Origin of the sequence: Pelagimonas varians (assembly GCF_003208435.1) — a bacterium.
Taxonomy (GTDB): domain Bacteria; phylum Pseudomonadota; class Alphaproteobacteria; order Rhodobacterales; family Rhodobacteraceae; genus Pelagimonas; species Pelagimonas varians.
The window spans coordinates 63407-89390 of sequence record NZ_QKMF01000002.1; the positions used below are offsets into that span (position 1 = coordinate 63407).

General features: G+C 55.6%; 22 protein-coding genes. 11 read left to right on the forward strand and 11 right to left on the reverse strand.

Annotation, left to right across the window (positions count from 1 at the left end; genetic code table 11):
• Positions 1-52: 52 nt before the first annotated feature.
• Positions 53-1426, reverse strand: coding sequence for a surface lipoprotein assembly modifier (locus tag C8N36_RS02655; RefSeq protein WP_170125779.1), 1374 nt, complete (start codon positions 1424-1426; stop codon positions 53-55).
• A gap of 4 nt (positions 1427-1430) precedes the next feature.
• A complete protein-coding gene (locus tag C8N36_RS02660; protein WP_097803084.1) occupies positions 1431-2399 on the reverse strand; it encodes a HupA family protein in 969 nt (322 codons plus the stop codon).
• A gap of 199 nt (positions 2400-2598) precedes the next feature.
• Between C8N36_RS02660 and thyX the strand changes: the two genes are divergently transcribed.
• From thyX to C8N36_RS02690, 5 genes are all read left to right on the forward strand, one after another.
• Positions 2599-3504, forward strand: coding sequence for an FAD-dependent thymidylate synthase (gene thyX, locus C8N36_RS02670; RefSeq protein WP_097803086.1), 906 nt, complete (start codon positions 2599-2601; stop codon positions 3502-3504).
• Between the two features lie 6 nt (positions 3505-3510).
• The gene (locus tag C8N36_RS02675) at positions 3511-4404 is read left to right on the forward strand and encodes a TIR domain-containing protein (RefSeq protein WP_097803087.1); all 894 of its coding nucleotides are present in this window, start codon (positions 3511-3513) and stop codon (positions 4402-4404) included.
• Between the two features lie 156 nt (positions 4405-4560).
• Complete coding sequence (locus C8N36_RS02680) at positions 4561-4899, forward strand: hypothetical protein (protein WP_141467945.1); 339 nt, start codon at positions 4561-4563, stop codon at positions 4897-4899.
• 103 nt (positions 4900-5002) lie between these two features.
• The gene (gene parE / locus C8N36_RS02685; RefSeq protein WP_097803089.1) at positions 5003-6961 is read left to right on the forward strand and encodes a DNA topoisomerase IV subunit B; all 1959 of its coding nucleotides are present in this window, start codon (positions 5003-5005) and stop codon (positions 6959-6961) included.
• A gap of 40 nt (positions 6962-7001) precedes the next feature.
• Positions 7002-7712, forward strand: a complete 711-nt coding sequence (locus C8N36_RS02690; protein ID WP_097803090.1) for a hypothetical protein — start codon at positions 7002-7004, stop codon at positions 7710-7712.
• 12 nt (positions 7713-7724) lie between these two features.
• On the opposite strand, the gene C8N36_RS02695 is transcribed toward C8N36_RS02690, so the two are convergent.
• Positions 7725-8132 (reverse strand): cytochrome c, encoded by a 408-nt coding sequence (locus C8N36_RS02695; protein ID WP_097803091.1) that lies wholly within the window; start codon positions 8130-8132, stop codon positions 7725-7727.
• A 612-nt stretch (positions 8133-8744) separates the two neighbouring features.
• Between C8N36_RS02695 and C8N36_RS02700 the strand changes: the two genes are divergently transcribed.
• Together C8N36_RS02700 and C8N36_RS02705 are read left to right on the forward strand one after the other, a co-directional pair.
• Positions 8745-14321: a Hint domain-containing protein gene (locus C8N36_RS02700; protein WP_097803092.1), complete on the forward strand. Its 5577-nt coding sequence runs from the start codon at positions 8745-8747 to the stop codon at positions 14319-14321.
• 160 nt (positions 14322-14481) lie between these two features.
• Positions 14482-14805 carry a DUF1801 domain-containing protein gene (locus tag C8N36_RS02705; RefSeq protein ID WP_097803093.1) on the forward strand — a complete coding sequence of 108 codons (324 nt, stop codon included), beginning with the start codon at positions 14482-14484 and terminating at the stop codon, positions 14803-14805.
• Here C8N36_RS02705 and C8N36_RS02710 read toward each other — a convergent pair.
• The 3 genes from C8N36_RS02710 to C8N36_RS02720 all read right to left on the reverse strand — a co-directional run bounded on the left by C8N36_RS02710 (position 14802) and on the right by C8N36_RS02720 (position 16808).
• Positions 14802-16043, reverse strand: coding sequence for a lytic murein transglycosylase (locus C8N36_RS02710; RefSeq protein ID WP_097803094.1), 1242 nt, complete (start codon positions 16041-16043; stop codon positions 14802-14804). The genes C8N36_RS02705 and C8N36_RS02710 overlap by 4 nt on opposite strands.
• Positions 16044-16153: 110 nt before the next feature.
• Positions 16154-16414, reverse strand: coding sequence for an FAD assembly factor SdhE (locus C8N36_RS02715; RefSeq protein WP_097803095.1), 261 nt, complete (start codon positions 16412-16414; stop codon positions 16154-16156).
• On the reverse strand, positions 16407-16808 hold the full coding sequence (locus C8N36_RS02720) for a helix-turn-helix domain-containing protein (protein WP_097803096.1): 402 nt from the start codon (positions 16806-16808) through the stop codon (positions 16407-16409). Before C8N36_RS02720 ends, C8N36_RS02715 begins: the two co-directional genes overlap by 8 nt.
• 86 nt (positions 16809-16894) lie before the next feature.
• On the opposite strand from C8N36_RS02720, the gene C8N36_RS02725 reads away from it, so the two are divergent.
• A complete protein-coding gene (locus C8N36_RS02725; RefSeq protein ID WP_097803097.1) occupies positions 16895-18097 on the forward strand; it encodes a pyridoxal phosphate-dependent aminotransferase in 1203 nt (400 codons plus the stop codon).
• A 9-nt stretch (positions 18098-18106) separates the two neighbouring features.
• Positions 18107-18508 carry a hypothetical protein gene (locus C8N36_RS02730; RefSeq protein ID WP_097803098.1) on the forward strand — a complete coding sequence of 134 codons (402 nt, stop codon included), beginning with the start codon at positions 18107-18109 and terminating at the stop codon, positions 18506-18508.
• Between the two features lie 328 nt (positions 18509-18836).
• Here C8N36_RS02730 and C8N36_RS02735 read toward each other — a convergent pair whose 3' ends face one another.
• Both C8N36_RS02735 and C8N36_RS02740 read right to left on the reverse strand, forming a co-directional pair.
• Positions 18837-19184, reverse strand: a complete 348-nt coding sequence (locus tag C8N36_RS02735; protein ID WP_170125780.1) for a PilZ domain-containing protein — start codon at positions 19182-19184, stop codon at positions 18837-18839.
• 189 nt (positions 19185-19373) lie between these two features.
• Positions 19374-19850: a YHS domain-containing (seleno)protein gene (locus C8N36_RS02740; protein ID WP_097803391.1), complete on the reverse strand. Its 477-nt coding sequence runs from the start codon at positions 19848-19850 to the stop codon at positions 19374-19376.
• A gap of 283 nt (positions 19851-20133) precedes the next feature.
• Between C8N36_RS02740 and C8N36_RS02745 the strand changes: the two genes are divergently transcribed.
• Together C8N36_RS02745 and C8N36_RS02750 are read left to right on the forward strand one after the other, a co-directional pair.
• Positions 20134-20448 (forward strand): hypothetical protein, encoded by a 315-nt coding sequence (locus C8N36_RS02745; RefSeq protein ID WP_097803392.1) that lies wholly within the window; start codon positions 20134-20136, stop codon positions 20446-20448.
• Between the two features lie 85 nt (positions 20449-20533).
• The gene (locus C8N36_RS02750; RefSeq protein ID WP_097803100.1) at positions 20534-21328 is read left to right on the forward strand and encodes an inositol monophosphatase family protein; all 795 of its coding nucleotides are present in this window, start codon (positions 20534-20536) and stop codon (positions 21326-21328) included.
• Positions 21329-21372: 44 nt separating this feature from the next.
• On the opposite strand, the gene C8N36_RS02755 is transcribed toward C8N36_RS02750, so the two are convergent.
• The 3 genes from C8N36_RS02755 to putA all read right to left on the reverse strand — a co-directional run bounded on the left by C8N36_RS02755 (position 21373) and on the right by putA (position 25970).
• Entirely contained in the window at positions 21373-21750 is a 378-nt protein-coding gene (locus C8N36_RS02755; RefSeq protein ID WP_097803101.1) for a GFA family protein, read from the reverse strand.
• Positions 21747-22484, reverse strand: coding sequence for a rhomboid family intramembrane serine protease (locus tag C8N36_RS02760; RefSeq protein WP_097803102.1), 738 nt, complete (start codon positions 22482-22484; stop codon positions 21747-21749). Before C8N36_RS02760 ends, C8N36_RS02755 begins: the two co-directional genes overlap by 4 nt.
• A 69-nt stretch (positions 22485-22553) precedes the next feature.
• Positions 22554-25970, reverse strand: a complete 3417-nt coding sequence (gene putA / locus C8N36_RS02765; RefSeq protein ID WP_097803103.1) for a bifunctional proline dehydrogenase/L-glutamate gamma-semialdehyde dehydrogenase PutA — start codon at positions 25968-25970, stop codon at positions 22554-22556.
• Between the last annotated feature and the right edge of the window lie 14 nt (positions 25971-25984).

The window sequence follows — 25984 nt, forward strand, 5'->3', positions numbered from 1 at the left end:
GAATTCCTCATGTTGTTGGCGCCGCCATGTCGGGGCGCAGAGCGCTCGAGGATCAGAATACCGATTTGATGCCCAACCGCAAATCAGTACCTTCGCTTTCGTAAATTCCATAGTTGGAGGTACGGTCGCGGTAGCTAATGCCGATCTCTGGAGCAAAGCCGTAAAAGTCGACTTGCGGCAGCAAGACGTCGACGGACAGGTTCCATTCCTGATCATGGCGCGTTTGCGTGCTTAGAAACGGAAAGGGTGCGCCATCATAGTCGATATCGCGATAGCCAACCCCGATGCGGGGCAACATGCCTTTGATCGGGCGTGCTTTGAAAAAGCTAAGCTGAACACCATTGGTTTGTTTGGCGACTAAATACAGGTCGGACTGCGTGTCCCCATGCCACGCATCAAGCCGTAGGCGCCCGGATGCGAATTGTTTGCCCAAAGCGAGGCCAAATTCATGCGTGGTAAGATCGCGGCCGGAACCTTTTACCAAAACCTCATGGCGCAGTTTGGCCCGCCCACTGAGCGTTAAACCGCGGCCAAGGGCGCGGCCATAAAACAGACTTAAAGTGGCTGAGTCCGAAAAGGCTTCGCCGCGACGACCATTGCGATGCACATCCAGCCCCACACTGGCAAGCCAACGGCCATCCGCAGCGCGGGCCTCATAGTCAACCGAGACGCCGAAGCTGTCTTCGCGATAGTCATTGTTATCGGCCGTTGGGTCGGATTCTTTTGCTTGGTTGGTCAATTGGGCGCGGGTCAGTTCCAGATCGATCCCGAATTTCAAACGCGCGGTTTTGGACAGGGCGTACCGATAGCTGTAGTCGGCGGTGATCCCGTAGCGAACCCCTGGCAACGGACGGGACCCCGGCCTGACAATAACCCCGTTGATGTCGGAACTGCTGGATTTCGACGCCCCGTTCAAGTTGTCCGACGGGGCGAATTTCAACCCAAGACTAAGCCGCCAGGGGGTTGCGCTGCGTAAGCGGCGAAAATCCTGAACCGCAGCAATGCGCATCGCGTCCTCAGGGGCAATCTGGGCCGCACGGCGAAACCAGTATTGCGCGACACCACTTTGCCCGTTTGCAGCATATGTTCCGCCGCGCACCATGGCCGAAAAAAAGCGGTCCGTTTCGGAAGAAGATCCGCGCCAGGCTTGTTTGGCTGTTCGGCTCGCTTCGCTACGCAAACCCAACTCTTGCTGCGCCCGCGCCTTGAGCAACATGGCATGAACGTCGCCCGGTGCACCCAGCAAAACACCTTCGGCCAAGATCAACGCAGCTTCGGGCTGGCCGGCTTGCAACAGGCGCACTGCTGCTTTGCGGGCTTCTGGCAAAGTCAGCCGCACCTCGCCTGCGAAAGCCCCGTTGCCGCTTGCAACGATCAAGGCACCGGCAAAGACCATATTTCGCAGGAATGAGAGAAGCGCTGACATGGCCTTACCGGGTGGCAATAAAGCCGCCGGTTTCCCGGACATCCACCTCGACGTAGTTACCTGTGTCTGGGTCGATTCCGATTGGGCCCGTGCCTTCTACGACCACAACACCAGCGATTTCCTCACCATTGGGGCCTGCAAACAAGCCGTCCCATGACCCCGTTGCACCTGCCGTGGTGCCGTTGTCTGTATAGACCGTGGCGTCTGCCGAAGAGATCGTCCAGTTGTCGAAATTGATGTCACTGTCTTTCAGGGTGATGAAATCACCAACCCCGTCCAGATCGGTGATCTGAACTCCGTTGGCATCAAAGAAAGACCGATCGGCAATATAGCCGCCAATCACGCCGGTTTCGTCAAAATCTTCGGTGTCGACGCGCAAAGTTGCTGTTCCAGCGACATACTGCATGGTCGATCCATCTTCGGAATCAATCACAGTGCGCACGGCAGCGTATTCGCCAGTAAACACATAGGTTTGTTGGTCGTTTGGCAGAGCCCCGGACCCGCTCAGGCGTTGCGCGGCCGCACCGCCATAGCCAAAGCTGACATAGCTTTCGGTGCCTGCCGTTCCGACTTGGCTATAGCCGGTATCGGACAGGCGAAAGACAGCGTAATAGCTCGCGGGGCCACTTGCATTTCGATAGACATCAAATTCTGATCCGATCGCGTCGGAAATCGTATCATCGCGTGTGTATATGTTGTCGTCGCCGTCAAAAGGCATGTTGTTCAAGACCAGCTCGCCGGTGGCGGGGTCAAACGACATCTCATTGACGGTCAGATCCGCATTCAAATCCGATCCAAAGACGTTGGACGCATCATCCCCGTCTCCGTTGCCGGTTTCGGTTTCATCCGGAACTTCGTCCTCATCAAGCAAAGGATTGCCAACCGCGACACCTTCGTCATCGGTCAGTGGATTGCCACCCGTACAGGAGGCAAGGGCGCACGCAAACGCGAGCGCTACTAAATTGCGATACATCTTACTGCCTCAGGTCTTGCCCGTTTTTATATTTTGTAAGCAGACTGCGCGCCCCGCGCCCCCCAAGTCAATCACCCTGCCATCCCTGCGCCATGATTTCACCACAACTGAGGCAAATCTGTCGCCCATATATCGCGTTCCCCAAGTCCCGCCCCCCAGATATAGTGCTCCCGACTCATCTTCTGGGAAAGGAATCGCCATGCCCCTCTCGTCCGAACAGCAGGCCGAAATCGCAGCGCAGCGCAGTGAAACGCACACCACAATGCGCGCCACAGCGCCGGGTATGGAAAAGCACCTCTATACCGCTTATCCGGTTTTGGATCATGGCTTTGTCCGGGTCGTTGATTACATGGGCGACGACGAAGCGATCTGCCAAGCGGCCCGCGTGTCCTATGGGCGCGGCACCAAATCCGTCCAGAACGACGAAGGTTTGATCCGCTATCTGATGCGCCACTGGCATTCGACCCCGTTCGAGATGTGCGAGATCAAACTACACGTAAAACTGCCGGTCTTTGTGGCGCGTCAGTGGATTCGCCACCGGACGGCCAACGTCAACGAATACTCGGCCCGCTATTCGATCCTTGATCGTGAATTCTACATTCCGGCCCCTGACGCGCTGAATGCACAATCCGTGATCAACAATCAGGGACGCGGCGAGGTTCTAGAGGGCGAAGAGGCGCAGCGCGTGCTGAAGTATCTGACCGAAGACGCCATGCGCGCCTATGACCACTACGAAGAGATGATTTCGCAAGACGGCCAACAGGGGCTGGCCCGCGAATTGGCCCGCATGAACCTGCCCGCCAACATCTATACGCAGTGGTATTGGAAGGTCGATCTGCACAATCTGCTGCACTTCCTCCGCTTGCGCGCCGACGCCCACGCCCAATACGAAATCCGCGTCTATGCCGACGAGATTTGTAAGCTGGTCGCCGACTGGGTGCCCTTTGCGTTCAAGGCCTTCGAAGATTACCGCATGGGCGGCGCAACGCTGTCCGCAGGAGCGCTTGATGTCGTGCGCCGGATGCTGAAAGGCGAAGAGGTCACGCAAGAGAATTCCGGCATGTCAAAGGGCGAGTGGCGGGAGTTTCAGGGGATTTTGGGGTGAGTATGTATGAGAGTTCCGAATAGACTAATTGGTACTACGGCCAAAATTCTAAAAGACTATTATACGCATGCGCAAATAGATTCTCGTTTTTTGATGTGTGGTTTTCCTGCTTACACTACCGATGGAAATAAAGAGAAAAAGGTCACCGACTGGTTAGTATTAGGAAATTCTAACCTTCCATTGCCAATGGAAAATTTCGCGGAATTAATCGAAGAATTCATGGAAGATGAAGATTTTGATAGGAATATTGATAGTTACAGAAATGGGATCACCGTTAGAGACGGGCAACAGCAAATTTTGGATGCCTTTCAAAAGTGCAAAATTTCTTACCCAATTACTTCGCTTCAGACCGCACAGGTGCCTGAAATGCATGCTGCGACAAAGCCAAAAAGCCTTTCGCCTCAGCTTGTGCCGCCCAGAGAGCCGACCAAGATGACTAATAGTTTATTCGAGAACGACAAAGTCTTTATTGTTCATGGCCATGATAATACGCCAAAGCATGAAGCCGCCAGAACTCTGACGGATCTTGGTTTAGTTCCCATCATACTTGCAGAACAATCAAATTCTGGTCGGACAATAATCGAGAAATTTGAGCATCATTCAAAAGTTGGATTTGCGCTTATATTGATGACAGCAGATGACCTTGGTGGCCTGAAAGCCGCGGGTGCCATGAGTGAATTGCGACCAAGAGCAAGACAAAACGTTGTCTTGGAACTTGGTTTTTTTGTTGGGAAATTGGGCCGGAACAAAGTCTGTGTTCTTTTAGAAGAAGGTGTCGAGCCTCCCTCAGATATTCATGGGATTGTTTACACTCCATTGGACAAGAGCGGCCACTGGAAGTTATCGCTTGGCAAAGAACTCAAAGCTGCAGGATACAACGTTGATCTAAATCGGCTATAGTATTTTGCCCGTTTCCCAAACGTCAACTTTGATCCAGTCGCTTGTTTCCTTTCGCAAGATCCTCACTGAGTGGGTGGTGATTTTTCGTTTCGAAAAACACCCTTCCCACGTGGTGTGATGGCCGTCGCCATCGCTCCGGAAACAGGACGACTGACTATGAAACACTTGGCTTTTACACTTGCCGCACTCTCGCTCTCCGCGTGCCAAATAGCGGACCCGTCGGGCGGCGTACTTGAAGTCCCCAAAGACTATAACCCGCAGGCGCTGGTTGGCCGCACTTTGATCCACGAAGACGGCAATCTAACCGTCAATCCCGATGGCACCATCGGCGGTGAAATCCAAGGGACGTGGGAAATTCAGGGGCCGGATTGGTGCCGCACCATCACCAAGCCCGAAAAATACGCGGGCACTGTTTGCCGCCCTGTATCCGTCACGGGCAACACAGCAACATTTGTGCGCGAAGACGGCTATGTCTACACCATGACTCTCAAATGATCCCTCGGTGTTTGGGGTAGGATGATCGCATCCTGCCTCTTTCACGCGCGGTGCAGACCTGTCATACTGCCCACCAATCAACACCAAAAAACGAGCAGCGCACATGGCACAAGATCTCTTATCCGGTGGTGACACCCCCGAATATGACGCCTCCTCGATTGAGGTGCTCGAAGGGTTGGAACCGGTTCGAAAACGCCCCGGCATGTATATCGGCGGCACCGACGAACGCGCGTTGCATCACCTTGTGGCCGAAGTGCTTGATAACTCGATGGACGAAGCGGTGGCCGGTCATGCCAACCGCATCGAGGTATCGCTGCTGGCGGATTACGCTATTGAAATCAAAGACAACGGGCGCGGCATCCCAATTGACCCGCATCCCAAGTTTCCTGGGAAATCCGCGCTCGAAGTTATTCTGTGTACCTTGCATGCGGGCGGTAAATTCGGCGGTGACGCTTATGAAACCTCGGGCGGTTTGCACGGGGTCGGGGCGTCGGTCGTCAACGCATTGTCGGACAGCATGGTCGTTCAAGTGGCCCGCAATAAAGAGCTGTATGAACAGCGCTTTTCGCGCGGCATACCCCTAGGCCCGGTTGAAAAAATTGGCGCGGCCCCCAACCGGCGCGGCACCACCGTCACCTTTCATGCCGACGAACAGATTTTCGGCTCGCACCGGTTCAAACCAGCGCGTTTGCTGCAAATGGTGCGCTCCAAGGCCTATCTTTTCAGCGGAGTCGAGATCCGTTGGAAATCGGAAATTGATGACGGCACCACCCCGACCGAAGCCACGTTCCATTTCCCCGGCGGCTTGGCGGATTACTTGACTGAAACATTAGGAAAATCAACGACCTATGCGGAAAAACCCTTTGCGGGTGTCGTGGACTTCAAGGAAAAGTTCAACACCCCCGGCAAGGTCGAATGGGCCATCAACTGGACCCCGTCGCGTGATGGTTTCATCCAGTCCTATTGTAACACCGTCCCCACGCCCGAAGGCGGCACCCACGAAGCTGGTTTCTGGGCAGCGATCCTAAAAGGTATCCGCGCCTACGGTGAGTTGGTGAACAACAAAAAAGCCAGCAATATCAACCGCGACGATCTGATCACAGGCGGGTGCGCATTGGTGTCCTGTTTTATCCGCGAACCGGAATTTGTTGGGCAGACCAAAGATCGATTGGCCACCGTGGAAGCGCAGCGTTTGGTCGAAAATTCGGTCCGGGATCATTTTGACAACTGGCTGGCTTCGGATACCAAATCCGCAGGAGCGATCCTTGATTTCCTTGTCTTGCGGGCCGAAGAACGCCTGCGCCGCCGTCAGGAAAAAGAAACGGCCCGAAAAACCGCCACCAAAAAGCTGCGTCTTCCCGGCAAGTTGACCGATTGTTCGTCGAAATCCCGCGAGGGCACAGAGTTGTTCATCGTGGAGGGCGACTCAGCGGGCGGATCGGCGAAGGGCGCTCGCAACCGCGAGACCCAAGCACTTTTGCCGCTGAAAGGGAAAATCCTGAACGTTTTGGGCGCTGCGTCCAACAAAATCGGGTCCAATGCGGAAATTCGAGACCTGTGCGAGGCGCTGGGCGTCAATTTGGGGACAAAATTTAACGTTGATGATCTACGTTATGAAAAGATCATCATCATGACCGATGCGGATGTCGACGGGGCCCATATCGCGGCTCTTTTGATGACGTTTTTCTTTACCCAAATGCGTCCGATGATTGATGCTGGCCATCTGTATCTGGCGTGTCCGCCACTGTACCGACTGACTCAAGGGCCAAAGCGGATTTATGTTGCAGATGACGCTGAAAAAGACCGGATGTTCGAAAAAGGGCTTGGCGGAAAAGGCAAAATTGATGTGCAACGGTTTAAGGGACTTGGTGAAATGGATGCCAAGGATCTGAAAGAAACCACTATGGATCCCAACACACGCACCTTGATCCGCGTCACAATCGACGAGGACGAGCCGGGTGAAACAGGCGATCTGGTGGAACGTCTTATGGGCAAAAAACCAGAGCTGCGGTTCCAATACATTCAGGAAAACGCCCGCTTTGTAGAGGAACTCGACGTTTAAGGTGCTTGCTATTTACCGGCGATTTACGCTTGTTAGGGCTATGGCATTTCGTACCGTTGTTGCAAAAATTTTGGGTGTGTCGTTCGTGCTGGCTTTGTCTGGCTGTGGGCGGCCATTGACCACCTCGGAAATGGCGTTTTTGCAGGCGGTGCAAGGTGACCAGTTTGATCCCAAACCTGTTCGGGTCATAAACGGGCATTTCGCCGGGTCTGCGACTTATCAAATTCCTGTCCGTCCCCGAACAACCTGTCAGGAACGAATTTGGCCACCGCATTCCGAGGCCAAGACCGTTACTGTATCGCCAGCCGCGTCAGTTGTTTTCAATAAGATGCTGTATCGCAAAGATCTGTATGCCGAAGATTTCCTGCCAGGCTGGCCGGATAAAATCGACCTGTTTTATACCATGTTGTTTGCCCATGAAGCGACACATGTTTGGCAATGGCAAAACCGTGCCCGAACGGGGTATCATCCACTCAAAGCCATTCAGGAGCATACCAACAGCGCTGATCCGTATTTGTTTGATCCGGATAATACCAAGGGTTTCTTGGACTACGGATATGAGCAGCAAGGCTCAATCGTTGAGGAATATGTCTGTTGCCGATTGCTAGATCCGGATGCACCGCGGACGGCACGTTTGCGGGCCATGATAGGACAGGAAATGCCAATCGAAGGTCTGGACCGCGCCCTTGGACAGGGCACTGTACGCCTTCCGTGGGATGGCGTACAACTTAAAGGCATATGCCGTTCCTAACGTGTCCGGGTGCTATTCAATGCGTTGTATCTCACGCAGGTAGGCCACCAAATCAACAACAGGCTGCGACGTTAAAATGGGCTGACCTGTTGGTGCCTTCATCGGGACATCAAATGTGCCTTCGAAATAGTCGCCATAAACTGGCATCGGAGAGCCGTGGCTAACCAATGGGTCGCGCCCGTCTATCCGCTTGATGACACGTTCCAGCGGAAAGGTGCCGCCGTTGGCTGCAGTCAATTCGGTTAAATCGACCGGTTTAATCATCAGCACACCTGACATAGGCCCGTCGCCGCTGCCCTCCAATCCGTGGCAGGTCGCACAATGGGTATGATAATGTGCCCGGCCAATATCTGCGTCTTGTGCATAAACAGGCAGCCCAAGGGCGCATGTGGCGAGGGTCAGTCCGATAAGAAATCGCATGGTCTATCCTCCTGTTGCTTTGGCATGCTGGGGCATTTTTGAAGAGCGCGCTTTGATTGACGTCAAAAGTTGCCGGGCGGTCGCAAGCAATGCTTCATACACATTGGCCAGCATTGGGAATGACCGGAGCGGATTAAGCCCCGGCCAGCACATACCAATGCCGATGGCACAACAGCCATGGCATGCATTACCCCTTAAACCTTGTTAAAAGCCGTATGAAATGGCAGGGCCGGTCAAACGGTACAGTAGGGCAAGCCGGTGCAAAACGGGTTAAACGGTCACAAAATAGACGCCGACTGCCCTGTCCTGATCAAATCATTTAAGGTTTGAAAATCTGTTTAGATGATCCCGTTGAAACCCAAAAAATCACTCAAAATTGAGGCAATTCGGTTTTTTCGTGCTTACATGAAGTTGAGAGCCCAAGTTGGCCGGATTGTTTTTGCTTTTGAAACAATGGCGAGAATGGGGCGGCTTTAAGGGGAAATTCCTTCAAAATTACCCAAATGTTCCGCATTGGTGCCGGATTTTGAGCTCTTATATACCAGCGAGCACGAGCCGATTTTACACGGCACGCCACAAGCTGTGGCCAAGACACTAGTAAGGAACGCTGATATGGCGACGTATACGGTTACACTGTCGAACTGGAATTCTGCGTCCTTTTGGTCCGGGATCAACGAGGGTTCTGGCGGGCATACGTTGGACTTTTCAGGCCTTGGGTCCGGCTACACTGTCGAATTCGACGTCCAGAGCGGAAGTATTACCCTTTCAGATGGAACAGATACCTACATTGTTGGGGATGCCTCCTCGGGAGGAGGCGCAGACGCCTATCTGGATGGTGGAACCCAACTCGAATATTTCAGCAATATTGTCGGAACTGAGGGCAATGACACATTGGTGTCCAGTTCCGGTGACGACACTTTGGATGGCGGCGGCGGTTCGGACACGTTTGTTGTTGGTACTGGAAATGAAACGATCATTGGCGGTGAGACCGGCGATGATATGGATATTGTTGACATAAGCGCGGCTGATGACGCGCTGAATGTGACCTTTACCGGCGACGAAGCGGGGACCTACACCGACTCAGACGGCGATAGCGGCAGCTTTACCGAAGTTGAAGGCTTCTTTTTGAGTTCTGGCGACGACACCATTGATGCCTCAGCCGCAACAACAGGCGGCGTGTTTGCCGTTGGTCGCGACGGAGACGATGAGCTGACCGGCGGCGGCGGCGATGATACTTTTGTTGGCGGCGCAGGTGCCGATAGCCTAACCGGCAATGACGGTGCGGATTCGCTGTCTGGCGGGTTGAACGACGATATCATCAGCGCAGGAGACGGGGCCGATAGTGTCGATGGCGGCTCTGGGGCTGACGATATTACACTGGGCGCAGGTGATGATCTGGCCGCAGGCGGGTCTGGTCGCGATACGATTTCTGGCGGCGACGGTAACGACACGATTTACGGTGATGATGCAGGTGTCGGCACTGATGCCGGAACGTTGGGCAGCTTTGACTTTTCGACAATCTCCAGTGAAGGCGATGCTGGCACCGGGGTTATTGGTCAATATGCCGTCTATGACAGCATTGGCACCACAAGCGATGGCACCGTGGTGCAGGCCCGCATGACCATTTTGGATGCGGACGATCCTGACATTGACGTCGAATTCGGCACCAATTCGATCTATCTTAACGAAGATGCCAGCAGTCCGGCGGGCAGCGGTGTGACGCTTGGTTTCGAGTTTTTCGACCAAGCCACCGGTGAGCCGGTCCAGATCAGCGGAGGTTTTACCTTCCATGACGTCGACACCACATCCGAGAGCGTAACGGCCCTATCAGCGGATGTGACATCGCTGACATTGTCCGCATCGCCTGCGACAAATCTGACGGGATCGGACAGCGGAGAGCAGTTGGCGGCAGCCTCAGACAGCACGAGCTCTGGTAATGCGGATGAAAACCACTGGGCCCAGTTTTCGTACACGGACCAACAGCAGTTGGTTTTTGAAGTTACCGCACGCGGGAATGGCACCAACTATGCATTTTCAACGGACGGGTTTTCGTCACCAGGAACAACCATTCATGCGACACCGGAAACTCAGGAAGACAGCATAGACGGAGGTTTGGGTGATGACGTTGTTTACGGCATGTCAGGAAATGACACGCTGAACGGCGACGAAGGGCAAGATACCTTGACTGGCGGCGCCGGTGATGACGTGATTGACGGCGGTGCAGATCAAGATGTGATCGCCTTCGAAGACGGCTTTGGAGATGACACCGTTGCGGGCGGCGAAGCGGTTAGCACCGGTGTCGATTTTGACACTCTCGACCTGAGCGCGGTTTCCACAAGCGGCGTGAATGTTATCTTTTCTGGTGACGAAGCAGGCTCGGTTAGTTCTGGTTCAGACAATGTTGCCTTTACCGAAATCGAACACATCGTGCTGGGAAGCACTGACGACTCGGTGACCGGATCAACGGGCGCGGATTCTGTTTCAACAGGGGCAGGAGCCGATACGGTCGATGGCGGTCAAGGGGACGACAGTTTCGACATTGGGCTAGGTGATGGCGCTACAGATCTGATCCGCATGGAAGACGGGGATGGCAACGACACCATTGTCGGCTTTGAGGCTCCCACCGACAATGGAGATGGAACCTTTAGCTCCGGCGACCAATTGGACCTGAGCGGAATGACTGACGGCAGCGGCAACCCGCTGACATTGGAAGATATCACTGTCACCGACAGCATCGGCGATGGCACAGGGGATGCGATCCTGGGGTTCCCCGATGGGACATCCTTGACGTTGGTCGGTGTACTGACTTCTGATGTCGAAGCCAAAACGCAGTTGGCAGCTATGGGCGCTCCTCCGTTTGCAGGTAACTTCGTGGTCGAAGGCACGGCTGGCGATGATCTGATCGACACCGCGTATGTCGGTGACCCAGAAGGCGACAGGATCGAGAATAACGATCATTTCGACGGATCCAACGACGATGTGGTCAAGGCTGGCAGCGGCAATGACACGGTTTTGTCCGGGACGGGCGATGATAGCATTCAAGCCGATGCCGGCGATGACAGTGTTGAAGGCGGGATTGGCGCAGACACTGTGTATGGCAACGATGGCGCTGACACGCTGATTGGTGGCGAGGGAGACGATTCTCTGATCGGTGAGGTTGGCGACGACTCCGTTATAGGCGGCGCAGGTGACGACCATCTCGAAGGCAACGAAGGTGCCGACACGCTGATTGGTGGAGACGGGAACGACTGGATGCGCGGGTCGTATGACAACGATGCGCTGTATGGTGGAGAAGGCGATGACTTCCTATGGGGGGGATTTGGTGATGACACGATTTACATCGAAAACAATTTTGGCAACGACACGGTTGAGGCCGAAGGTGTGGATGAAACCCTTGGCGACACGCTGGACCTGAGCGGCGTTACCGATGCACTAAGCGTTGATCTGACCAATGGGTATTCTAAAACTGGCACGGTCAGTGACGGGACATCTACGCTTCAGTTTCAGGATATCGAACACATCGTCTTAGGCTCTGGCACCGATACTTTGGTGCTTGCGGACTTCGGCGGCAGCGATACGGTGCAGGGATTTTCCGCGCCGACCGACAACGGTGACGGAACGTTTTCCGGCAATGACTTGCTGGATGTGACCGGCTTGACCAATGACGATTTGGACAAGGTTAATACCGACAATGTCACGGTAACCGAGGACTCCGCTGGAAATGCGGTTCTGACCTTCCCCGGGTTGGTCGTCTTGACGCTGGAGGGGGTTGCTGCTGCGGATGTTGCCAGTGCCGCGCAGCTGAACGCGATTGGTATTCCCCTGCCAGCGGTTGTCTCTGACTATGTGGTGTCGGGCCGTGGCGGTGATGATTTGATCGACGCGGGCTACACCGGCGATCCCGAGGGCGACCGGATCGACAATGCCGATCACAGTGACGGCACGGATGCAGACAGCGTCGAAGCGGGCGCGGGCGACGACACAATCGTTGCAGGCGCTGGCGACGATACGGTGCACGGGGGCGCGGGCGATGACTTCTTTGTTGCGGATGCGGGGCTGGACAACGACAGCCTGATCGGCGGCGAGGCGGATGAAACGCTGGGCGACACCGTTGATATGTCCGCGATCTCCGACGATCTGACCGTAACCTTTAGCGGTGCCGAAACCGGCAGCGTGACCGATGGCACCAACACCACCACTTTTGAAGAAATCGAAAGCCTGACGCTTGGCGATGGCGATGACAGCGTGACCGGTTCGGCCGGTGATGACAGCATCGCGGGCAATGGCGGTGCGGACAGCATCGATGGCGGCGCGGGCAATGACACGATTGCGCTTGGGGCCCTGGACGGGGTGGCGGATACGCTGGTCTTTGGTGACGGCGATGGTGCCGATATCGTTGCGGATTTTGAAGCGCCGACCGACAATGGCGACGGGACTTATACCGGTCAGGACATGCTGGATGTCTCGGGGCTGGGCGATGCGGGCGGTGATCCGGTCGATACCGATGATGTGACGGTTGGCGATACAAATGGCGATGGCACGGGCGATGCGATCCTGAGCTTTCCGAATGGCGAAAGCATAACTCTGACCGGCGTTCCGGTCACGGATGTTGCCAGTGCCGCGCAGCTGAACGCGATTGGTATTCCACTGCCAGCGGTTGTCTCTGACTATGTGGTGTCGGGCCGTGGCGGTGATGATTTGATCGACGCGGGCTACACCGGCGATCCCGAGGGCGACCGGATCGACAATGCCGATCACAGTGACGGCACGGATGCAGACAGCGTCGAAGCGGGCGCGGGCGACGATACAATCGTTGCGGGCGCTGGCGACGATACGGTGCACGGCGGCGCGGGCGATGACAGTATTCTGGCAGGGGCCGGTGCCGATACGTTGTTGGGCGGTGATGGTGGCGACACGCTTGTTGGTGGCATCGGGGATGATGACATGGACGGCGGTGCGGATGAGGACTTTTTCACCCTCAGCGACGGGTTTGGAGAGGACACCATTGATGGCGGCGAAACAGTTACCACAGGGGCTGACTTCGATACCATCGATATAACCGGACTGACGGCACCGACACTTGTCACTCTGACAGGAGCAGAAGCCGGTACAATTTCCGACGGCACCAGTACAGCGACCTTTTCTGGCATCGAAGCGATCGCCTTTGGCGGCGGCGATGACACTGTTGACGGCAGCGGAATCGGCATTGGAATTAATCTTGACGGGGCCGACGGTGCCGACTCAATTACGGGCGGCGCGGGTGATGACAGTCTGGCTGGCGGTGTCGGTGATGACACACTGACCGGCGGTGCGGGGGATGACACCCTGACTGGCGGCGCAGGCAATGACGTGTTGAACGTCGGTTCTGGCGATGATGCGCAAGGCGGCGGCGGGGATGACACGTTTAATGTGTCTGCAAGCGATGTAAATGGCGGTGATCTGACGATTGCTGGCGGTGAGACTGGTGAAACCTTGGGTGATACGCTGAATGTCACTGGGCCTGCGACAATCACCATGACCGGAGCTGAAGCTGGTATAGTGAATTGGCTTGATGGCAGCCGCTTGAACTTTTCGGAAATCGAGGCGGTCAACTATGTGCCTTGCTTTACGCCCGGGACGTTGATCAAAACCATACGTGGTGAAATCGACGTTGCTGACATTGTCCAAGGGGATGTGGTTTTGACCCGTGACAATGGCTATCAGACAGTTCGTTGGGCCGGGAACAAGCCGGTCACCGGTGTCGAGATTGCCACCACCCCTGCGCTGCAACCGATCCGGATTGCCAAAGGGGCATTGGGCAACGGTCTGCCAGAGCGTGATCTGGTCGTGTCGCCGCAGCATAGGGTCGTAATGACCGGATATTCCATTCAGCTGCTGTTCGGTGAAGACGAAGTCTTGGTGGCTGCAACCCATCTGGTTGGCCGTCCGGGTATCACCCGTGAATGCCCCGAGGCAGGTGTGACCTATGTCCACTTTATGTTCGACCGGCATGAATTGGTGTCGTCAGATGGCAGCTGGACCGAAAGCTTTCAGCCTGGTGACCTGTCGCTGGCAAGTCTGGACATGGACCAGCGCGATGAATTGTTGATGCTGTTCCCGGAGCTTGCTTCGCGTCAGGGCCGGGATTCTTTTGGTTCAGCGCGGATGTCGCTTAAGGCTTATCAAGCGCGGCTGCTGATCGAGGTGTGATCGAGAGGTGTGATCAATAGGTGAACTGCAAATATGGGGCGGGGGTTTCCCGCCCTTTTTTTGTCACCATGACGCTTTTGGTTTGGCGACTTGGCTGACACGCGCGAACACCCGTGGTTTAATCTAAGCATTGAAAATTTGCCTTGGATAGGACTTCGTGATGGATGCCCAGATAACAGCGGAATTGGACGCCGCAGTGGTTGAACTGCTGCTTGAGATCTGCCCTGAAGTGAGGTTTGTTCCCAAATACGGCGGCAAGCTTTTTGAGGCAGTGGCGGGCGACGCCAGCAGCCAATTCGGGGGCTATTTCTTTTACAAAAACCATATGAACATCGAGTTCACCAAAGGGGTCAATTTGGCCGATCCGACAGGTATTTTGCATGGTGCAGGCAAGTTGCGCCGCCATATCAAAATTACCAGCATGCAAGAATTGCAGACTGCCGCCGTACGCGAATTGATCGGGCAGGCGGCAGACCGTGCTTAACGCAGCAGTTTTAGCAAGGATACCGAGGGTGTTCCGGTCACGGGCAATCCCTTAGAGGCTTCAAATCCGCGAATGGCAGCTTCTGTCTTTTTGCCAATCACGCCATCAGGTCGGCCCGCATCAAAACCGGCGCGGGTCAATCCGCTTTGCAGCGCTTTGCGGTCGTTCAGATCCAAGCCGTTTTTGTCGCGCCCGAAGGGCGTTTTTAAGGGCCCGCCGCCAGCAAGAAGGCCTGCCATATATCCCACGCCAAGCGCATAGTTGTCGGACGGGTTATACCGCTTGATCATATTGAAGTTGTGGAACACCAAAAATGCCGGTGTGCCTTTGCCCATAGGGGCAAGAATTGCGGCAGTGCCGTGGTTGGGCAGGCTTCCACCTGCCGCAGGTTTTACGCCCAACGCGCGCCAGCTATCGGCGCTCCGTTTGTTATTGTGGCCTATTCCTGCGTCAAAGCCCGACGGTAAAATCACCTCAAGCCCCCAAAGCTGACCTTTGCGCCAACCGGCTTTTTGCAAGAACCGCGCTGTGGTGGCAAAGGCATCAATCGGGTTGTTAGACCAGATATCGCGCTTGCCATCGCCATCGAAATCAACCGCATGGGCTTGGTAGGCGTCTGGGATCAGCTGGGTGTGACCCATGGCACCGGCCCAACTGCCAACCAACTGGCTGGGCTTTGCATCGCCGGATTGGACAATACGCAGGGCGTTCATCAGATTGGATTCAAAGAACCTTCCGCGCCGCCCTTCCCAAGCTAGGGTCGATGTGGCTGAAATCACCGGAATGGTGCCACGCTTGGTGCCAAAGTAACTCTCTAGCCCCCAGATCGAGGCCAAGACATTGGAGGGCACGCCATATTGCGCCTCAACCTGTGACAGCGCCTTGCGCTGACCTGCATAGGCTTTGCGGCCAATACTTACTTTTTCTTCGGGCGCAACGATGGCCAGATAATCTTCGAGCGAACGTTTGAATTCGGTTTGGTTGCGGTCGCGTTCGATCACACCGGGCAAATAGCCCTGACCGCGAAATGCAGCTGACAATGTCGCGCTGGAGATCCCGCGCGATTGGGCACGCGTCTTAAAATTTGCGACCCATGCGTCATAAGAAGCGTTGGGTTGCGGTAAAAACGCCGGATCAGTTTTGCCTGCCGATGAAACCTGTGCCGTTCCGCCGCCACTACAGCCCGCCAGAACGAAGGCAGATGCGCCCAATGTGAAATTTCGCCGCGATACCTGCATGCCGTGCCCCGTAACCCAAAAGCCAGTGTCGAGGGCAGGCTAACACGTTCAGGGGTAGGGACGGAATCCGCAATCTTAGGGCAGCTGCGGGCAAAGCGGCGGAAAAGTGCTTAGGCGCTGGCCGCGATGCGGATAATGTCGGCCACGGTCGGTTTATGTTCTTCGGGTGACGGCTTTTGCTGTGAAATCCACTGGTAGATATCTTGATCGTTCTCATCCAGAAGCGCCTCATAGGCGTCCAGCTCGATGTCTGACAACTCGCCCATGCGTTCCGCGCTATAGCGCATCAACAAGATGTCCATTTCTTTGGTGCCCCGGCGCATCGATCGCATTTTTAGCCGGCGCAGGCGGGTGTCACGGGTTTCAGTCATGTTGAGGTTGGTCCTTTAGCAAAATTCGCAGTTTCTTTTCCAAGCGGCCCAACTGATCGGTGCGGGATTTGAATTGCGCTCGCAAAGACCGCAGCTCAACCAGAACTTCGTTCACATCGGGGGACAAGGTGTCGTCCTCATCCGGATCGGTCAGGCCTTCGCCTTCGCCGGTGATGAGCCAGACCATCGAAACATTCAAGATGCCCGCCAGCATGGACAGCCGGTTGGCGCGTGGCTCTGACAGGTCTTCTTCCCAGTTTTGCAGGCTTTTGAGTTTAACACCCAGGCGTTTGGCCAATGCCCCTTGGGTCATGCTTGCGGCCTCACGTGCGGCGGCTAGGCGGTCACCGAAAGTTGCGGATTCCGGTCCGTACCAGTCAAAATCTTCGCTCATGGTGAAAAATTCTCCCTTTCGGACCGCTTGATCGAGGTCCGTGTGCAAACTATGACAAGAACTGCGTTTTTACAAATAGGTGCCCTATGTCCTTTCTGTCGCAGACCCTTGATCGTGTTAAACCTTCCCCAACGGTGGCGGTGACGCAGCTTGCGGCCGAGCTTAAGGCTGCGGGCCGGGATGTCATTGGCCTTGGGGCCGGTGAACCGGACTTTGACACGCCCGACAACATCAAAGCTGCTGCAATAGCGGCGATTGAGGCGGGAAAAACGAAGTATACCGCGCCGGACGGAATCTTGGAATTGAAGCAAGCGATTTGTGCCAAGTTCAAACGGGAAAATGAACTGGATTACGCCCCGCAGCAAATCAGCGTTTCAACTGGCGGCAAGCAGGTTCTTTACAACGCGCTGATGGCGACGTTGAATCCGGGGGACGAGGTCATAATCCCCGCGCCCTACTGGGTAAGCTACCCCGATATGGTGCGATTGGGCGGAGGCGAGCCGGTGATCGTAACGGGCGAGCGTCAGTTGGGATACAAGATCACGCCCGACGCATTAGAGGCTGCAATCACGCCCAAAACGAAATGGCTGATCTTTAATTCGCCATCCAACCCGACCGGGGCAGGCTATAGCCGCGATGAGCTAAAAGCGCTGACCGAGGTTTTGATGCGCCACGAACATGTTTGGGTGATGAGCGATGACATGTACGAACACCTTGCCTATGACGGGTTCGAATTCACCACGCCTGCGCAAATTGAACCGCGCCTCTATGACCGCACCTTGACTGTTAACGGGGTGTCCAAGGCCTATGCGATGACCGGCTGGCGTATTGGATATGCAGGCGGACCGGAGCATTTAATCGCCGCGATGCGCAAGATCCAAGGGCAATCAACCACCAACCCGTGTTCGATTAGTCAATGGGCCGCAGTTGAGGCCTTGAACGGGCCGCAGGGCTTTCTTGCAGAGCGGGCGCAAGCATTTTTGCGTCGGCGTAATCTTGTGGTTGCCGGGTTGAATGCCTGCACGGGCATCACCTGCGAAACCCCGGAAGGTGCGTTTTATGTTTATCCGTCGGTTGCGGATTGCATGGGCAAAACGTCGGCTGGCGGCGCTGCCATCGATAGTGACGAAGCATTCTGCAAAGCCTTGCTAGAGGAAGAGGGCGTTGCGGTGGTTTTTGGCGCGGCCTTTGGGCTGTCCCCCAACTTCCGTGTCAGCTACGCTACATCGGACGAAGCCCTGAGTGAGGCGTGCACGCGCATCGCCCGTTTTTGTGACGGTTTAAGCTAAGGATCTGATATGTCAGGCGACCTTCCAACCTATTATTTCCGCATCCGTGACAATGGCGCGGCCGTGTTTCTTGTGGACACAGAAAACCGTCAGCGGCGGATCGAATTGGATCAGATTGCAGTTGTCAATCTGAACAGGGGAGAGATCAAACCCCAAGGGGGCCGCGAGCTGACAGAGCAAGACAAACTGGAGATCAACCGCTGGATGGTGGAGCGTAAGGCTTTGTTGGCATTGCGCGACATCGACGATATCCAGCGCGCGATTGACCATATGAATACCACAACCCAATGGGTGCAGTCCAAGGCCAGCCCGGAGCAGCTTGAAGAGGTGACCGATTCGCTTTTGCTTGCGATGCATGACCTCAGAACCGTGTTGGTTCGCAAAAAGGCGGATCGTTTGATGAAAGGTTAGGCAATTGAGCCTGTCCACCCCCCTGCTGGGAATGTCTGGGGGATTCTCCCCATGACGCTTGTCCGGGCAACGCTTAGGTTTGGATGGAATGTCATGGAAGGGAAGAAGATGATTGATCGTCCAACTTTGCCAGCAACATCGCGCCAAAGCCTATTTCCACTGTCGCCCATTGCATTGCGATCCTTGCTTGAACGCAACGGCAGTTAGCCTTTGGGTTCGGCTGCCATGGCACCGGCGGTGCCGCTCTTTGGCCTGCACTCTCACAAAAAGAGGGGCAGGCCATTTTTATTTGTATGTCAGCCAAGCCAAAAGCTGCTCTAAGCCGAGTTTAATGGTCCTCGGCGAGTACGTTCATCAAGAAATCTTCCAAAGCGCCTTTTTCTGCATCCGAAATCAAAAATTCTATTCCAGCATTCTGAGGGTCGATCCAACAAAGCTTTGCTGTGCATTTTCCGACCTTGGGAACGCGCAGCGTAACGGTTTGGTTGTCCCCAATCGCTTTTGCCTCGCCTTTGAATTCAACCTTTGCCCCGAAGGGCGACACGTCTGTAATACGGCAAGCAAATTTTTGGCCATTTGCCTGCACAAATCCGGTTAGATTGGAACAATATCGTTCGTGGATGCGATAGGTTTGGATTGGTTCGGGCGACGAAGGTGGGTTTGTTTCACTGGACACCGGCAGACCTATTTATTGGAATCAGTCCCCTAAATGATAGATGCTCAACCTTTCTGGCCCGTTAAGAGACTTGTCGTGGTGTTTTGGGGTGGTTTGTGCAGGTTTGGGCCGGTACTGGATTGAAAATAAACCCAATACCGACCTTTGCCGAACAACGGTCAAAATCGGAATACACCCAAAAGCGACAGTTTATCCTAAAATTCCGGGCCAATTCGCCTCGCCTTTGGCGATGTTGCCGGGGACGTCTTTGAGCCACAGCTCGCGGGCCCTCAGGTTGGCGTTCAGGTACAATTTGCCTTCATAGATCGTCCAGGCCTCTGGCAATGTGGGGGCGACATATCCCAAGGATGCGGCGTATGCGCAGTAGCCGCCAAACTGAGGCGCATAGGCCTCAGGGTCGGCCTTAAACTTGGCGGCGTTTTCTGCGGATGCAAACTGCCATGTGCTGCCTTTCCAATCGACGGTGAAGTCTGCGGACCCGGTAACAGGGCCGTTGCCATCAAAATATGCAACGGCGTCTGATCCGTCGATTGCGATTCCACCTTCGGCGTAAATTTCAGGTTCGGCTGCCATGGCCGCGTGGGATGTAGCCAAGACGGCGGGGGCGGCAAGTGCGAGTCCGGCAAGGGACCGACCAAGGAAGCTGCGGCGGGAAATCTGTGTCATTTTGGGCTCCGTGTTGTGGGCGTCTGAGACCAAGATGCGCAAAGGGGCAGGCTCGCAAAAGCCCCTATCAAGCCGCTGTGAACAGATGTGTGATCGTGGGTGGAATTGTTTCAATTTCGGTAGGATTTACGCAACTGCATCAGATCTGCGCCCCCCAAACGCCCCGAATCACGCTGTTTTCAGGCGATTCCCTTGGTTTTGCACATGAATAAATTGACTATCGCGCATCTGCTGGTAGCTTAAGGAAAACACTAGGTTTTATTTGTCACGAATGGGGGAAATTATGCATTTTGCACGTATTATGGCGACAGCCGCTGCCTTGGTCGTAACCGGATCAGCTGCGATGGCCTGGGGCGACATGTACATGGGGGATGCGACGCATAACCCGAATTCAAACGCGTTGGTTCATGCGTATCATGCGCCAAATTACTGCCCTGCCGGTTTGCAGCCGGTGACTATAGGCGGCGTTGTTTGCTGTGGAAAACCTAACGCAGGTGCCTATATCGACCGTCCGGGCAAAGCCCGCCGTGTCTCGGCCCCCAAACCAGCGCCGCGGGCCTATGCGCCAGTCGGCGAAAAGGGTGTTGTGTACCGTTAATCGCTTCTTGCTTGGCTTTTGGCTTCAGGCCGCGTATAGCGCGGCCTGACCTGTTTCCACGACATTTTATTCACGGGGCCCAGCCATGCAAGGCAGTGCAAATCTAAACATCATGATCAAAGCCGCGCGAAAAGCGGGGCGTTCCTTGGTCAAGGATTTCCGTGAGGTCGAGAACCTCCAAGTTTCGATGAAGGGCGCTGGCGACTTTGTATCGCGCGCTGACATCGCGGCAGAGGCGATCTTGAAAGAGGAATTGCTGGGCGCACGGCCGACCTATGGATGGCTGGCCGAGGAAAGCGAAGAGATCGCGGGTGTGGATCCAACCCGCCGCTGGATCGTTGATCCATTGGACGGCACCACAAACTTTCTGCACGGACTTCCGCATTGGGCTGTTTCGATTGCGCTTGAACACAAAGGCCAAATTGTTGCCGGCGTGATTTTTGACCCGGCCAAAGACGAAATGTTTTACGCTGAAAAAGGCACCGGTGCCTGGTTGAACGACAGCAACCGGATCCGTGTATCCGGCCGCCGCCGTATGATCGAAGGTGTGTTTGCCACAGGTATCCCCTTTGCTGCGAAACGCACGTTGCCTGCCACGCTCAAGGATCTGGCCCGCTTGATGCCTGAATGCGCTGGTGTTCGCCGCTTTGGCTCTGCTGCGCTGGATTTGGCATATGTCGCCGCTGGCCGCTATGACGGCTACTGGGAGCGGGAGCTGAACCTTTGGGACATCGCTGCCGGTTATTTGATCGTCAAAGAAGCCGGTGCGCTGGTAGAAGGCATTCGCCCGGATCAAGACCCATTGGCTAGCGGAAGCCTGCTATGCGCCAACAACGATATCTTTAGCAGCTTGGCCAAAACAATCCGCGACCCCAAGTAACGAAGGGTCGCTGTGCATCGGCAGGTCTGACTTTGCAGATCTGTTTATGTATTGGGTTTATCCGACGGGTGGTTCACCCCGTCCACCCATCCGATTGGTTCCATATCGGATGGCTCCACCCCTTCCAGCGCATATAAATTGACGCCAAATTCGTTCGGATTCGAGCGGCGCTGATGGTACATATAGATCCCGCAAACGGAACAGAAGTGGTGTTTGGCGGTATGTGTGTTGAACGAATACTGCGTCAGCTTTTCTGCCCCTTGGATAACTTCGATCCCGCCCAAAGGGGCAGAGACTGCAGGGGCACCTCGACGCCGGCAGAATGAACAGTCGCATCGCCGCGCGGTGTTCAGCCCATCGCTTAGGGTGACGCGCAATATAACGGCTCTGCAGTGGCAGGCCGCTGTGACAGGGTCAGTCATTTCTTCGGAATCCTTGGAATACTGGTTACGGAATAGCGGGCTTCGGGGTGGGGCGGCTGCCCATGGTGTTTGTGCCAAAAGCTTGTACCGCCAAGCCGTAAAAAGGTCGGCACAGCCAGTACAAGCCCCGCGACAAAGCCGCCCGCATGGGCCCAATAGGCAACCCCGCCGGTCAAGGGGTCACTGCCGATACCACCAAACACCTGCATCGCGAACCAGACGGCGAGGACGATCCAAGCGGGGATAGGGAAAATTTTAAAAAAGATGATCAAGATCAGAATGATATCTACCCGCGCCTTGGGGTAGAGCAGTAAGTACCCGCCCATGACACCAGCAATTGCGCCAGAGGCACCCACGGTAGGAACATTAGAGTAGGGGGCAGAAAGATAGTGGATCAATCCTGCGGCAATGCCTGCGGCGAGATAAAACAGTGCAAAACCGAGGTGGCCCATTTCATCTTCTAGGTTGTCGCCGAAAATATACAAAAACAACATGTTGCCAGCAAGGTGCATCCAGCCGCCATGCAAAAACATGGAAGTGACCAATCCGGCAAATCCGTGTCCTTCGCTCAAGAATACCGGAACCAAGGCAAAGTCAGCATAAAAAGCCAACTGGTCACGCGGTGATACCACCAATTGCGATGCTGCGATCATGACCATCACATTGATGAAAAGCAGGGCGTAGGTGACATAGGGCGTGCGCCCTGACGGGTTGTGATCGCGAATTGGGAACATGCGGCCAAGATTGGCAGCCTGCGCGCCAGCGTCAAGGCGGAACTGAATGGTCCCGCCTTGAGAACGAGTTTAGTCGGCTCCGGCCAGAAGCGCTGCATTGCCGCCAGCGGCCGTGGTATCAATGCACACATGCCGTTCCGCCCGGACATGCGCAATGTCGGGTGCATCTGTGACAAGCGGCAGCAGAGGGCCGGTTCGTGCGGCCAAAGCTTGGCGGTAGGCACGGGCGGTGTCATTGTCGCCCCACCATAATGCACCCGAAAAGCCGGTGAGCGCGCGCAAAGCCTCAGCTGGCAGGGCACCTTGGATCTCTACAGCACAGCCTCCCAACTCTTGCACGGCTTGCGCTTGACGGCGTGCGGTTTCCGCACCGGGGCCAAGGCACAGGACAGGAGGACGGGAAACGTGGCTGTGCTGGTTGGTTTCACCGGTTGGGCCAGGCAGCTCTTGTGTTGTTGGTATGTTCGGCTTTGGAGCAGACGCAAGGGTGCGTTGAACCCGTTCTACGCTATCGCTTCCGGCCCAAGGGGTTCCCGTTGTCGGGGCCTGTGTGTGCCGGAAGCGGTCCACATAGAACGGCCCGCCGGCTTTGGGGCCAGTCCCCGAAAGGCCTTCTCCGCCGAACGGCTGACTGCCAACGATGGCCCCGATCTGGTTGCGATTGACATAGATATTGCCCGCGTGCACGCGTTCGGTGACGTGTTGAACGCGGTCGTCGATGCGGGTCATCAGCCCAAAGGTCAGGCCATAGCCCGTGGCGTTGATTGCATCAATGACATCGTCGATTTCAGTCGCCTTGAACGTGGCGACATGCAGCACTGGCCCAAAAATTTCGCGGGTCATATCGGCGATACTGTTCACACGGATCAGGGTGGGCGGCACGTAGTACCCGTTTGTCGGGACAGTGCAGCGTTTCAGCTCGCGCCCCTCTGACTGGGCCGCGTCAATGTGTTCCATAATGCCAGCGCGTGCCTCTTGGTCGATCACAGCGCCAAGGTCGCTGCGCAAATCCCACGGTGTGGTGGCGACCAAACTGTCCATTGCGCCCGTCAGCATTTCAAGGAAGCCTTTGGCGATGTCCTCTTGCACATACAGACAGCGTAGGGCCGAGCACCGTTGACCTGCGGATTGAAAGGCGGATTCCACAATGGCTTGGACTGCTTGTTCAGGCAATGCAGTGCTGTCGACGATCATTGCATTCAACCCGCCGGTTTCCGCAATCAGGGGGGTGCCCGGTGCCAAGTGCTTGGCGACGGATGCGTGAATGATCTGTGCCGTTGCAGTTGAGCCGGTAAAGGCTACGCCCGATACCTGTGGTTGCGATGTCAGCGCGGCCCCAACATCCCCTGCTCCGGGCAAAAGCTGCAGGACGGACCTTGGAACACCGGCGTCGTGCAGCAATTGCACTGCCCGATAGGCGATCAGCGGGGTCTGTTCGGCCGGTTTGGCCAGCACGGCATTCCCTGCCGCCAAAGCCGCTGAAATTTGCCCTGTAAAAATGGCCAAGGGAAAGTTCCAAGGAGAAATGCAGGCGATGACACCGCGCGCTGGTGCGCCGTTGGTGCGGGCTGCATAATACCGCAAAAAATCCACTGCCTCACGCAATTCGGCGACGACATCCAGCATGGTTTTACCGGCTTCGCGATGTAGCAAAGCAAACAGTTCTCCGAAGTTTTGTTCAAGAAGATCAGCGGCACGGTTCAAAGTGGCGCAGCGTTCTTGCGGGCTGGCCAGCCAAGGTCGGGCGGAGCTGGCGGCAAGGGCAACAGTCTCTGGCGTGGCCCAAGTAATTTGACCCACGATTTCGTTTGGATCGGATGGGTTGAGCACTTGGGACGTGTCGCCCGTGATGCCTTCCGATGCGCAAAGCGGAGCACCGTGCCATTGGTTGGCGTGAAACGGTTGCCGCGCATCTTCGATATGTTGCAGCGTCGGACGGTCACGTAGATCGAAGCCAAGGGAGTTTGGCCGCTCGGGTTGAAACAGATCCGGGCCTGCGGTCAAAGAGGCAACTGGTGCAGCCTCAAACGGATCGGCAGCGACCACCTCTGGTGCAACCTCTTCGTCCACGATCTGGTTGACGAAAGACGAATTCGCCCCGTTTTCCAAAAGTCGGCGCACCAAATAGGCCAGCAGATCGCGGTGTGCCCCAACAGGTGCATAAATCCGGCAACGGGTTTGATTTTGGTCTTTGACCAAGGAATGCAGGGTTTCGCCCATGCCATGCAAGCGCTGGAATTCGAAGGCTTGTTTGTCTTCCGCCATGTGCAAGATGGCAGCAACTGTGTGGGCATTATGGGTGGCAAACTGCGGATAAATCCGGTCGGTCATGCCCAGCAATTTGCGGGCATTGGCGATATAGGACATATCGGTGTTGGTTTTAGACGTGAAAACCGGAAATCCTTCGAGGCCCGCAACTTGCGCCTTCTTGATTTCGCTGTCCCAATAGGCCCCTTTGACCAAACGTACCATGATCCGGCGGTCGTGCTTAGTGGCGATGTCATTCAAGTAATCAATCACCGCCCCGGCGCGCTGACCATAAGCTTGCACCACAACGCCAAATCCATCCCAGCCAGCCAGAGAAGGATCACTCAGAACCGCGTCGATCACATCGAGCGAGATGGACAGGCGGTCGGCTTCTTCTGCGTCAATGTTCAGGCCAATTCCGGCCGAGCGCGCCAGCCCTGCCAAGGACCGCAGGCGCGGAACAAGGTTTTGCATTACAGCGGTATGCTGCGTTTCATCATAGCGGGCATAAAGCGCCGAGAGTTTGACGGAGATGCCGGGGTTTTCGCGGATATCCTTGCTGTGCGCCGCCTCGGCGATAGCGGAAATTGCCCGCGAATAGGCAAGGTGATACCGGCGGGCGTCCGCTTCGGTGCGGGCGGCTTCGCCGAGCATATCGTAGCTATAGGTATACCCCTTTGCTTCCATTGCCGACCCGCGTTTCATAGCTGACTGAATGGTTTCGCCCAATACGAATTGCGCGCCCATTTCCTTCATGGCGCGGGCGACAGCGGTGCGGATCACCGGTTCGCCCAAGCGTTTGATGGCACCGCGCAAATGGCCAACGGGGCCGGGGGTGTCTTCTGTTAGAACCTTGCCGGTCAGCATCAAGGCCCATGTTGATGCATTGACCAAAGGCGATGTTGAGGCGCCCATGTGTTTGCCCCAATTCGACGGTGCAATCTTGTCTTCGATCAGGGCGTCGATTGTGGTTGCGTCAGGCACCCGCAACAGGGCTTCGGCCAGACACATCAGTGCAATGCCTTCGTCGGTGGATAGACCATATTCGGCCAGGAAAACTTCCATGATGCCGGGTTTGGTGCTGGATCTAATGTCGCGCACCAATTGCGCTGCTCTGGCACTGATGCCTTGCCGTTGTGCCGTGTCGAGGCCGGCGATGCGGCGAAGATGCGCAATCGTCTCAGCTTCGTTGGTGTATGTCAGATCGTCGATACGGGAGCGCAATGTGTTATTCGGCATACAATGTTCCTGTT

Excerpts from the sequence above, each read along its gene's own strand:
- C8N36_RS02690 (WP_097803090.1), top strand. The coding sequence starts at position 7,002 with ATGGCATTTCGTACCGTTGTTGCAAAAATTTTGGGTGTGTCGTTCGTG.
- C8N36_RS02725 (WP_097803097.1), top strand. The coding sequence starts at position 16,895 with ATGTCCTTTCTGTCGCAGACCCTTGATCGTGTTAAACCTTCCCCAACG.
- C8N36_RS02655 (WP_170125779.1), bottom strand. The coding sequence starts at position 1,426 with ATGTCAGCGCTTCTCTCATTCCTGCGAAATATGGTCTTTGCCGGTGCC.
- C8N36_RS02720 (WP_097803096.1), bottom strand. The coding sequence starts at position 16,808 with ATGAGCGAAGATTTTGACTGGTACGGACCGGAATCCGCAACTTTCGGT.
- C8N36_RS02740 (WP_097803391.1), bottom strand. The coding sequence starts at position 19,850 with ATGACACAGATTTCCCGCCGCAGCTTCCTTGGTCGGTCCCTTGCCGGA.
- C8N36_RS02680 (WP_141467945.1), top strand. The coding sequence starts at position 4,561 with ATGAAACACTTGGCTTTTACACTTGCCGCACTCTCGCTCTCCGCGTGC.
- thyX (WP_097803086.1), top strand. The coding sequence starts at position 2,599 with ATGCCCCTCTCGTCCGAACAGCAGGCCGAAATCGCAGCGCAGCGCAGT.
- C8N36_RS02715 (WP_097803095.1), bottom strand. The coding sequence starts at position 16,414 with ATGACTGAAACCCGTGACACCCGCCTGCGCCGGCTAAAAATGCGATCG.
- C8N36_RS02750 (WP_097803100.1), top strand. The coding sequence starts at position 20,534 with ATGCAAGGCAGTGCAAATCTAAACATCATGATCAAAGCCGCGCGAAAA.
- C8N36_RS02755 (WP_097803101.1), bottom strand. The coding sequence starts at position 21,750 with ATGACTGACCCTGTCACAGCGGCCTGCCACTGCAGAGCCGTTATATTG.
- C8N36_RS02695 (WP_097803091.1), bottom strand. The coding sequence starts at position 8,132 with ATGCGATTTCTTATCGGACTGACCCTCGCCACATGCGCCCTTGGGCTG.
- C8N36_RS02705 (WP_097803093.1), top strand. The coding sequence starts at position 14,482 with ATGGATGCCCAGATAACAGCGGAATTGGACGCCGCAGTGGTTGAACTG.
- putA (WP_097803103.1), bottom strand. The coding sequence starts at position 25,970 with ATGCCGAATAACACATTGCGCTCCCGTATCGACGATCTGACATACACC.
- C8N36_RS02730 (WP_097803098.1), top strand. The coding sequence starts at position 18,107 with ATGTCAGGCGACCTTCCAACCTATTATTTCCGCATCCGTGACAATGGC.
- C8N36_RS02675 (WP_097803087.1), top strand. The coding sequence starts at position 3,511 with ATGAGAGTTCCGAATAGACTAATTGGTACTACGGCCAAAATTCTAAAA.
- C8N36_RS02700 (WP_097803092.1), top strand. The coding sequence starts at position 8,745 with ATGGCGACGTATACGGTTACACTGTCGAACTGGAATTCTGCGTCCTTT.
- C8N36_RS02660 (WP_097803084.1), bottom strand. The coding sequence starts at position 2,399 with ATGTATCGCAATTTAGTAGCGCTCGCGTTTGCGTGCGCCCTTGCCTCC.
- C8N36_RS02760 (WP_097803102.1), bottom strand. The coding sequence starts at position 22,484 with ATGTTCCCAATTCGCGATCACAACCCGTCAGGGCGCACGCCCTATGTC.
- C8N36_RS02710 (WP_097803094.1), bottom strand. The coding sequence starts at position 16,043 with ATGCAGGTATCGCGGCGAAATTTCACATTGGGCGCATCTGCCTTCGTT.
- parE (WP_097803089.1), top strand. The coding sequence starts at position 5,003 with ATGGCACAAGATCTCTTATCCGGTGGTGACACCCCCGAATATGACGCC.
- C8N36_RS02745 (WP_097803392.1), top strand. The coding sequence starts at position 20,134 with ATGCATTTTGCACGTATTATGGCGACAGCCGCTGCCTTGGTCGTAACC.